This window comes from Arenibacter flavimaris (genome assembly GCF_030291335.1).
Classification (GTDB): Bacteria; Bacteroidota; Bacteroidia; order Flavobacteriales; family Flavobacteriaceae; genus Arenibacter.
Map to the genome: position 1 here is coordinate 43,192 of NZ_JASWIM010000009.1, position 10,124 is coordinate 53,315.

A 10,124-nucleotide genomic window follows, 5' to 3' on the forward strand; every position below is an offset into this window, starting at 1 on the left:
GACGTATTGCAATTGGGTTTATAGCTGTTCATAGCTACCTCCTTCCCAATATGATGATCCTCCTTGGTCCAATTGGCTTCCGGCAAACAGACGCAAACGAACAGGCATCATGCCGAGGGGCAATGTAATTGCAGCCAGTAACCATGATTCCAGACTCAGGTATCCAGATTCCAATCTCCCTTTTTCTACCTCTCACCACCCAATGCTCAATACACCCCATCTCCTATTAAAATTTATTCCAAAGAAACCCGTTCCCATCCGGCTTCCGGTAGTTCATAACGATCCAATTTCATGATCTTTCTTATCCCATCATAATACTTGTACACCAGGTACACACAATCATCGGAACTTTCTATATAAAAGAGACCAAGGCGTTTTGGAAAAGGAAGTTTCATCAACTCACATTCCTTGTTCAATTGGTGTGCACCTATCTCCATTAAAAGGCGCTTAATGGCATATCGATCATGATTTCTGTATACAATATTTTTCATTTATTGGAAATAATCCTATTTTATGGATATTTTCCAAAATTACAAATTTTAGATTTTGAAGTCGGACCAAAAAAGTTAAATTCTTAATTTAGGATAAAATTATTCAAATGTGTTTCGGTACTAGGGTAACCACCTCTGCCAAGGAGGTGGAGAAATTTTACAATGTTTCCAAATTAATGGGTAAAACCCCAATTGAGGGGGAGCTTACCTATCACCATGCCAATGGATGGGCGCATCCGCTATTATGGATCCTTCCACAAGAAAGTAGAAATCACATTACGCCATCCATGTGGGGCATTATGCCACAGAACACTATGGGGGCCGATTATAAAAAATATTATAAGGAGGGCGCCAGGTTTGGAGCCGGACTCAACGCCCAATCCGAAAAGATCTTTGATCATTTTATCTATAGATTCAGTGCCATGACCAAACGATGCATAATACCCGTAAACGGATTTTACGAACCTCACACGGCTCCCAAAAAGTTTAAGGTTCCTTTTTATTTTGAATTAAAAAATGAAGCCCTTATGAGCCTGGCCGGACTTTATACCACCACCAAAGATGGCTACAACACCTTTACTATCCTGACGAAGGCGGCCACTCCCCTCTTCAAGAAAATTCACAATACCAAAAATAGGAGGCCTATTATCTTAAGGGATGAGGATGTGGATGCATGGTTGAACAACGACCTCAATGAAGAAGAAATCCGTAATGTCATGGAAGATGATATGGAAGATGCGGCCATAAAGGCCCACCCCATAAGCAAGGACCTATACAATCCTAAAGTTGATTCCAACAGATCCAATATTATTGAGGAAGTACGATATGAGGAATTGGAAATTGAATATTAACCCTTCATTACCAGACCATAAGCCTTTGCTGGATTATCCGAAAGCAAAAGTGTTATCTCATCCTCTGTAAAGCCATGGCCCCTTAGTGCTGGTAGGAGTTTGGTGAAAATATTAGTATAGGAGGCAATGTTTTGTTGTTCCTTTTGGGGATCGTACCACCCGGCGTCGTGTGATATGAGTATACGATCCAAAATGCCATGATCCCTGGCATAAACCAACTTTTCCAAATGTCTTTCCACATCCCAACCCAATCCGTCCAGGCTTATCCAACAACCCAAAGCCGCAGCCTTTAAATAAGTTTTATTATTATCCTCTGCCTGGGCATGTACCCATATAAAAGACGCTGGGGAAACTCCCATTTTAGTAAGGATCCCCAATTGTGGCCAAAGCCCTATGGCCTTTCCTGTATGGGAGGCAATGGTCAATCCGGTTTTTAAACTAGTTATCGCAGCTGCTATGACCAATTTTTGATGCAGGGTATCCAAAGGGTGGGTAGTATCTACCCCAATCTTGATAAAACCTGGTTTGATACCGGTACCGTCAATACCGTCTTCAAATGCGGCAATCCACTTTTTCGCTAGATTTTCAGCGGATATATTTTCAACATATTTTGGAAGGAATTTAAGATTGCGTACACCATATAGCCCCGTATTGCTAATAATCTTCAATCCTGTTTTAACTGCCAGTTTTTCCAGGAGGAGAACATCCCTACCTAAATAGGCAGGAATGGCATTCACAAAATATTGAACCTTATAGTCTTTTAGTTCTTCCAGATAAGGTGTTATCTCAGCAATTACGGCATCTTAGCAGTACACCCATTTTTGCATTACCTATTTTATGGCATCCAATACCCCATTTACATAGCCTACACATTCTGCAAGGCCTGCAAAAACATCCTCGGAATCCTTTTCAAATTCCATTGCCATAACCCCCGTATAGTTGATCGCTTTCAAGGCGTTCAATACTGCTGGAATATCAAGAACCCCTCTGCCAAACTCAACCGATTTCCCATCGGCCTCCGACTTGTCAACATCCTTAAGGTGGATATCATATAAGCGATCTGCGTACATTTTAATGTTTTTCACGGGATCCAGTCCCAATCTTTGTACGTGGCCCACATCTATACACAGACCAATACGTGGGTCGAGCATTTTAATTTTATCGTAAACCACCTCAGGTGTTGGGTACATCTTATCACCCGGGCCATGGTTATGAATGGCCAACTTAATATTGGTCTCCTTAACTTTCATTTCAACCAAAGGCAATAAGTCGTGGTTGGGCACTCCTATGATTACCTTCATTTTGGCCGCTTTGGCATACCTAAAGGCATTTTCAACTTCCTGGGCCGTTTTCATGTAAATGACACCTCCGCCATAAAGGCCTATTCCTGCCTTCTCAAATTTCGCAGTTATATTTTTAATATCTTCCTCACTACTCTCCAAGGGCATATGCATACTTTTTAGGGCAATCTGCTTAAGATTTAAACGATTGGCCATTGCCAGGGTTTCATCCAAACTAAATTTTCTTGTGGAATAGGATGCCAATCCCAGCGTAAGGCCCCTTGCTTCCGTACCTATATTAGTTATTCCCAAAATATCCCGGAATGGACTAGCGGTCAATACTGAACCAGTGGCCAATAGGCCACCAAGACCTAATGCCTTTAAAAATGAATTTCTTGAATATTGCATGGAATAAGGATTTTAATACTATAATTAATATCGGTACTGTAAGATATAAAATCTTTTGCGTTCTTACCGTTGGCATACTTAAAGTAAGAACATTGTAGCCGTTCCATTCAATTTTACGGAAGACCATTGGCCAATGAAGTATTTACCTCCTAAGGGTTAGGTTGGTAATCCTCCTTATAAATCTCATAAATAACATTCCCCCCATCATCTGGATCCTTCCTTTTTTCATTCCAAATAAATTGATTTTTGATCAACAATTTTTTGGAACTTTCATTTTTATAATTGGTAAAAGCCTCAATTTTATCCAAATGCAATTTATTAAACCCAAAGTCCAACACTTTCATCACAGCCTCATTCATGAGGCCTAAACCTTGAAATTCGGGACTTAGGTCGTATCCCATTTCCGCTGTTTTATAATCTTGGGATAAATTCCACAGACAGATATTTCCAATCATTGCCGGACTGTTCTTCAGGGAAATGCACCATTGGTACAATCGTACATTGTTTATATCGGTGTTGGTCTTGGCTATAAAGGCAAGTGCCTTTTCCTTAGTTTCTGCGCTCTGTCTATTAACAAACTTATTTACTACCTTATCCGATCGCAAGTAACTGATCATCTCCCAGTCCGTCTCCTCCAACCTCCTTAAGAGAAGTCGGTTCGTTTCCAGTTCCTGAAATTTATCTGCTTTGATCATCTCATAAAGATACAATCTTCTGTTTAGGTTTTGAAGGGTTTACTTCCATAGAATATCTCCGTTTAGGCAACACATATAGCAAAAGCCCTATTTTGTTATATGATTTCAAAATAGGGCATTGGTATTCGTTATTTAAACCACTGACCTATGTTATAAGACAAAAGCCAGTTTTGGTAATTCAATTTGTTGACTCAATAATTTAAGGTAGCACCGAATCCCAATCCCATATCACTATCATAATGGGTGGAAATTCCTAGATTGCGTGTTACGATATACTTAAAACCTGTCATGTATTCCTTATCCGTATTTACCATAAAGGCCCATCGTAACCTAGGACTAACCGGAATATCCTCCCTCATCAGTTGAAAACGTATATTCCCGTCCGTAAATACTTCTCCTTGTAAGGTTACCAACAGAGGTAAGGTATATTCAGCTCCAAGACTCGCTACGGCCCTGGTATCCTTAGTATTTCCTTGACCAAAAATGTTTTTCTCAACCATTCCCTTTGTTTTCCGGTAGCGCCAATCGAACCCAACAAATGGCATAAACCATTGGTTCTTTCCTATATATCTACCAATATGGGTTTCACTTTCATAGCCATGGTCATCATGATAGCCTAAACGCCATTCCGTTCCAAAACTCCAACGGGCATTTTGCAACATGGCCCTACCATCATTACCGTTGGATGCGAAGTCGTTTTCTACCATAAAATGGAGTTTGTTACTTTCCTCTTGCAACTTTTTGTAGGCCCATTCCTTATTGGGTAGATACGGATTGGAGGTTTGCTTTTCATAGGAAAAAACGCGATTCATTCCTGCCATCATATGATAAAGTATATGGCAGTGAAAAAACCAATCCCCTTCTGCATTTGCCTGAAATTCTATGGTGTCTGTTTCCATAGGCATAATATCCAAGACATTTTTTAAGGGTGCATATTCCTCCTGCCCGTTCAGCACCCTAAAATCGTGCCCGTGAAGGTGCATGGGGTGCCTCATCATGGATCCATTGTACAGGGTTATCCTTACATTTTCACCTTTTTTTATCAGGATTTTATCAGTTTCTGAAAGCACTTTATTATCCATGCTCCAAACATAACGGTTCATATTTCCAGTAAGCTCAAAACGCAATTCCCTTACAGGGGCATCTTTGGGCAAGGTGGTAGGATGTGGTGCTTTCAACATACCATAATTTAGGGTAACCAATTCTACATCGGGTTTCATGGAAAGATTTGCATGGTCCATTTTCCTTTTGCCACTACCCGTGACCTCCGGATACATCACCGTGTTCATATCCATTTTCTGAAGGGACATATCCATACCCATATCATCCATGGAACCATCCATATTCATCATCCCGTTCATCATTTTCATTCCCTCAAAATACTTGAGTTTTGACATTCTACTTTTCAATTGTACAGTACCATTCCCCAAATATATTGAAGCCGAATTCGTACGGTCCTCAGGGGTGGCCAAGAATTCATAGGCCGTATCTTCCTGAGGAATACTAACTACAACATCATAGGTTTCTGAAACACCAATAATTAATCTGTCCACCTCTACCGGTTCCACATCATTTCCATCATTTGCTACAACAGTCATTTTGCCCCCTGCATACGAGAGCCAAAAGTAGGACGAGGCCCCACCATTCGCTATACGTAACCGTACTTTGTCCCCAGCTTTAAATTGGGAAAGTTGGCTTTCATTCTTCCCATTGATAAGAAATTTATCATAATACACATCACTAACGTCCATGGCCAGCATGCGCTTCCATTCATTTTCCAGTTTAGTTTTAAAATGTCCCTTCTTTATTGCCTCTGAATAGCTCTGAACGGTACCTTTTTTAATTCCACCCCAATCATTGGCATTGTGCAACATTCTATGCACATTTTCAGGTTTAATATCGGTCCATTCGCTCAAAATTAGAGGAACTGCAGGTAGGTCGTCTATACCTTTTCTAAACCTAGGATCCGTTTCCTTTTTCTTTATAATCATAGCTCCGTACATTCCTATTTGCTCCTGCATTCCACCATGACTATGGTACCAATGTGTTCCATTTTGAATAATTAGAAAACGATAGGTGTGGGTGGTGTTCGGTGCAATCGGCATTTGCGTCAAAAAAGGTACCCCATCTTCCTTATTGGGCAGATATATTCCGTGCCAATGTAAAGAGGTCCCTTTCCGAAGTTTGTTATGTACCACAATTTCGGCAATATCCCCTTCGGTAAAGGTGAGGGTTGGCATAGGAATCTGCCCATTAACGGCGATAGCTCTTTTGTCCTTGCCTGAAAAATTAACAATGGTGTCCGTTATGGTTAAGTCGTATCTGACTACATTTTGGCCATGCCCAAAAAAGTTGGACAGTATTAGTATCAATACAGCCAAACAATACTTGCTATAGGTCATGTCCATGCTATTTTATAGTTTCCACGATTTTCCCACAACTCAACATTTGAGAGCCATAATATGGGTTTTTGATGACTTCCTCCAAACTAAGCCAACTGCCACCTTTTCCACCATCCGCCATAGGGCAAAATTGATAATACACCGGTGTTTCTGATTTTGAAACCTTAATTACCTCAAACATGTTTTTTGATAAGGACTTAAAATAAACCCGTTGTTTATCCGCGTTCTTAGTTGCCATAATATTTCCTATATCTTGCTTAAGATCTTGCAGTACCTTCATCCAAGCCATATGCACCTCCATTGGAAGTTTATCCATTTCCACTCCTGAAACAGAATTCAAAAGTATTTCAGCTTTGTTGGAAGCCAAGGAGCCATCTGTGTTTACCAAGGCATCCTTAACAGAAATATAGTGTTCTAAAACAGCTGCAAGCGTATTTTTGTTTTGATTCTCCTGGGCTATGGCTCCATGTTGCATATGGTCTCCTGTCATTATCATCTTATGCATCTGCCTATTATGGGCATCTTTTTTGGCGCGTTCATATTGGCAACATTCCGGCAAGTTGGCATAGGTATCGTCAGGAGCAAAAAAGATATCATTATCATATCCTGCCAATGCAATCCTTTTTAATATTTCCTCTTTGGAAGTGGCAAGACTGTCAAAGGAGATAATTGCCATTTTCGTGTCCTTGTTCCAATCTACATTGGCTTCATTGCTTAGATTACCAGCTTTCTCTATAGTTTTCCCACACATGGCGCAGTTTCCATAGATTTTTACAGATGCTGATTTAAAATTTTTTGTCTGGGCGTTGCTTGCTATAAAAGATAGCAATACGGAAATTACCATCAATATGTTTATTGAATTTTTCATCGTACTAATATTTTGTGAAAAGGAATTCATGAATCCCTTTTCGATTTATAAAAACTAATTATACTAGATATAATATGGGTCCTGACCAGAAATACTAAGACAGACCTATGGCTATTACTAAAAAGTTAACCTATTTTGGGGCGTTGCCAAATGGGGAGATAAACTAATTTTGGAATTTGTTGGATATAAGCCAAATTATTTTCCAATTCAGTATTGAAATTTGAGAATTTCACTTCGAATCCGTTAAAAAAAACAGGCGTATTTACCACAACAGGACAGTGGCACAAATTATGGTTACAGGTTCCTCTACAACCCTCATCCTCTTTATCCGTTTCGGAGTCGCAGCACGACTTATCTTCTGTATGGGTATCCGAGCTGCAAGCATCCAAATTTTCAGATTTGGGTTTCTCAACAGTAGTACTACAAGCCCGTACATTGCTAGTTGCAAGAAACAGCAAAAAAACAAGTATTGATAATATGTGGGTTCTGTTGTTCATATTTTACTATGGCAAAGTTACTCAATTATCTTTTTATTAGCTCTAATTTAAGCCGATATCCCATAGTACAATACTACCCAGGTTAAATTGATCTGGGTACTAACGCAAAATACTCCTAGTAGCAATTTACACCTAAGTTAATTGGACTCCGTATATTTTTTAAAATTATCAAGGATGGCCTGCCAACCTCCTCTTTGCTTTTCAATGGAATTTTCGGTTTCGGCATCAAAGTTCACCTTCACAGTTGTCCTGTGATTTATTTCGTAGAAAGTGACCTTTGCCTGCCTCCCATCCAGCATGGTATAGTCAAACTGTTTGTTGGGCATCACCTCATCATAAACAGCCTCGAAATCGAAACCAAAACTGCCGTCCTTGGCTTCCATCCTCGACGAATATTTTCCGCCTACCCGCATATCATTGGAGGCATAGGGACAGTGCCAATCGTCCGAAGCAAAATTCCATTTTACAATGTGTTCTGGTTTGGTGTAATACCCCCAAACCTTATCCACTCCATCGGAAATGGTCACTTGGACCATTATTTTTGTCTTTTCCATTGCTGTTTTATTTTTTTCGATATAATCATTACACAAATGCAGGGTTTTTCATTATGTCAACACCAACCATTCTTGTAGGAGTTAAGAATTCCGGGGGAATTGATAACTGGCAGGTACAGCCAAACCATTATCCTCGATTAAAGTTAATTATTTACCCTTTAATTTTTTAAAAACTTGAAGGGTAATCTTAAAAATTCGTGGTTTTTTTATTTAATTGGTATACACTGAAATGGTCAATAAAATCATCGTAGTGAGTACCAATACAAGTACAAGGGGAATTACAAACCTCATCCATTTATTAAACCCTATTTGTACAATGGCCAGGGCGGCCAGGATCAAACCTGTTGGGTTGATCAAATAAAACAGGCCCATACCGTATTGATACGTGTCCACAATTATTTCCCTACCTATATTTACAGTATCCGCCAAAGGCGAAAAAATAGGCATGGTCAGTACCGCCATACCTGAGGAAGATGGCATAAAAAACGATAATCCTCCATAAACAAAGAGCATTACATTGGCGAATACACCTTTATGCATACCTTCGGTAAAGTTACTGGCATAAAACAAAATCGTATCACTGATCAATCCGTCTTCCATCAAGATGGTTACCCCCCTTGCAATCCCCACAATAAAAGCCACACTAAGCAAATCGGCAGCTCCCTTGGCAAAGGCGTCCACAAATTCGCTTTCCTTAATTCTCGCAATAAACCCAATGACAATGGCCCCGACCAAAAATGTTGCCGTCATTTCCACGAACCACCAATCCAAAAGGGATACTCCAATGATCATAACAATGAACGATAAGGAGAACACAAGAGTGATGAGGCGTAATCTGTTGGTAAATTTCACATTGGTATCCATTGTCCCCATACCGAAAAGCTTTTCCATACGCTCCTTTTGATCATAAATAAGGGATTTGGAAGGATCGTCCTTTACACGCTTGGCATACCTAAGGATATAAAGAATGGTGATGGTGGTACATAGCAGCAGCATAATGATACGATTATTGAGTCCCGTGGTCCAATTTATTCCTGCGGCATCAGAAGCTATAATGGTAGCAAACGGATTTACGGTAGAACACATAGAACCAATTCCTGAACCCAGAAACACACAACCAAGACCAACCATAGCATCATATTTGGCCGCCAGGAATACGGGGATTAAAATGGGATAGAACGCCATGGTTTCCTCTGCCAGTCCAAAAGTGGTCCCCCCCAGGGCAATCAGCGCGGTTACAGCAATGATTAAAATATATTCCCTCCCCTTAAGTACTTTGGCCATCCAGGCAATTCCAGCATTGAAAGCACCTGTTAGGTTCACAATGCCGATGAGCCCACCTATTATAAGGATTAAAAAAATAATGTCGGCCGCGGCTATGATCCCCTTAATGGGTGATTGCACCAAGGCGGCGAAACCTTGGGGCTGAGCTTTCATTTCTTTATAGGTATTGGGAATCCCAATAGGTTTATAGATATCGCCATTGGTGAATTTTTCTATTGGAATTTTAATGCCCAACTCTTGCAAAGTCGCCTGTGTTGCAGGTAAAACAACACTTTCTTCCATGCTTATTTTAGTAAAACTATTGTCTTTGGCATCATATGCCAGACTATCGTACTTGCCGGCAGGAACAAGCCATGTTAATAGGGCCACCATTACAGCGATAAGGATAAGAATGGTCTGGGCTGTTGGAAACTTTAATTTATTCATATTTGGTCATGGTCTAAATATTGGTATCAATATAAGTCACCTAATTTTAATTTATATTTTGAGCATTGAATATTGTTCATGGATTTACTTTCTGCAAGAGGTGAAAATTTCTTCGGAGCACACCTTTAACAGCTGCTTTTCGATTCATTTTTCCACCTTTGGATTATCCAAAAATAGACCACATGACACCTACTTAGATTTACATCCGTTGCACGGAAGCTAGAGGTTACAAAGGCCGTTTCATGTACTTCCATACTATTGCCATCCATCATGGTGCAATAAAAGGTATTAAACCTCAGGGCAGGCCTGCCTTTGTCGGCAGACAGGCCCTGAACCCAATAATAGGAATCGACCCTAGGGTCGAGGTA

The 10,124-nt window shown here is 40.1% G+C and carries 11 protein-coding genes; 1 reads left to right on the forward strand and 10 read right to left on the reverse strand.

Features of this window, described 5'->3' with window-relative positions; translation table 11 throughout:
• Positions 1-233: 233 nt before the first annotated feature.
• On the reverse strand, positions 234-491 hold the full coding sequence (locus QSE00_RS09460; protein ID WP_110356043.1) for a hypothetical protein: 258 nt from the start codon (positions 489-491) through the stop codon (positions 234-236).
• A gap of 107 nt (positions 492-598) precedes the next feature.
• On the opposite strand from QSE00_RS09460, the gene QSE00_RS09465 reads away from it, so the two are divergent.
• Positions 599-1,342, forward strand: a complete 744-nt coding sequence (locus QSE00_RS09465) for an SOS response-associated peptidase (protein WP_286105749.1) — start codon at positions 599-601, stop codon at positions 1,340-1,342.
• Here the strand turns inward: QSE00_RS09465 and QSE00_RS09470 are convergent.
• From QSE00_RS09470 to QSE00_RS09510, 9 genes are all read right to left on the reverse strand, one after another.
• Positions 1,339-2,136 (reverse strand): phosphotriesterase family protein, encoded by a 798-nt coding sequence (locus QSE00_RS09470; RefSeq protein WP_353477453.1) that lies wholly within the window; start codon positions 2,134-2,136, stop codon positions 1,339-1,341. The genes QSE00_RS09465 and QSE00_RS09470 overlap by 4 nt on opposite strands.
• A 36-nt stretch (positions 2,137-2,172) precedes the next feature.
• Positions 2,173-3,030: a sugar phosphate isomerase/epimerase family protein gene (locus tag QSE00_RS09475; RefSeq protein WP_286105750.1), complete on the reverse strand. Its 858-nt coding sequence runs from the start codon at positions 3,028-3,030 to the stop codon at positions 2,173-2,175.
• 149 nt (positions 3,031-3,179) lie between these two features.
• Positions 3,180-3,725, reverse strand: a complete 546-nt coding sequence (locus tag QSE00_RS09480) for a GNAT family N-acetyltransferase (RefSeq protein ID WP_286105751.1) — start codon at positions 3,723-3,725, stop codon at positions 3,180-3,182.
• Positions 3,726-3,916: 191 nt separating this feature from the next.
• Positions 3,917-6,127 carry a multicopper oxidase family protein gene (locus QSE00_RS09485; RefSeq protein WP_286105752.1) on the reverse strand — a complete coding sequence of 737 codons (2,211 nt, stop codon included), beginning with the start codon at positions 6,125-6,127 and terminating at the stop codon, positions 3,917-3,919.
• Between the two features lie 7 nt (positions 6,128-6,134).
• Positions 6,135-6,995: a DUF3347 domain-containing protein gene (locus QSE00_RS09490; protein ID WP_286105753.1), complete on the reverse strand. Its 861-nt coding sequence runs from the start codon at positions 6,993-6,995 to the stop codon at positions 6,135-6,137.
• Positions 6,996-7,120: 125 nt separating this feature from the next.
• Positions 7,121-7,492 carry a hypothetical protein gene (locus QSE00_RS09495; protein WP_286105754.1) on the reverse strand — a complete coding sequence of 124 codons (372 nt, stop codon included), beginning with the start codon at positions 7,490-7,492 and terminating at the stop codon, positions 7,121-7,123.
• A 137-nt stretch (positions 7,493-7,629) separates the two neighbouring features.
• Positions 7,630-8,046: an SRPBCC family protein gene (locus tag QSE00_RS09500; RefSeq protein WP_286105755.1), complete on the reverse strand. Its 417-nt coding sequence runs from the start codon at positions 8,044-8,046 to the stop codon at positions 7,630-7,632.
• Positions 8,047-8,256: 210 nt separating this feature from the next.
• A complete protein-coding gene (locus QSE00_RS09505) occupies positions 8,257-9,756 on the reverse strand; it encodes a YfcC family protein (protein WP_286105756.1) in 1,500 nt (499 codons plus the stop codon).
• A gap of 125 nt (positions 9,757-9,881) precedes the next feature.
• Positions 9,882-10,124, reverse strand: a 243-nt coding sequence (locus QSE00_RS09510) for a hypothetical protein (RefSeq protein ID WP_286105757.1), incomplete at its 5' end; no start/stop codon positions are given.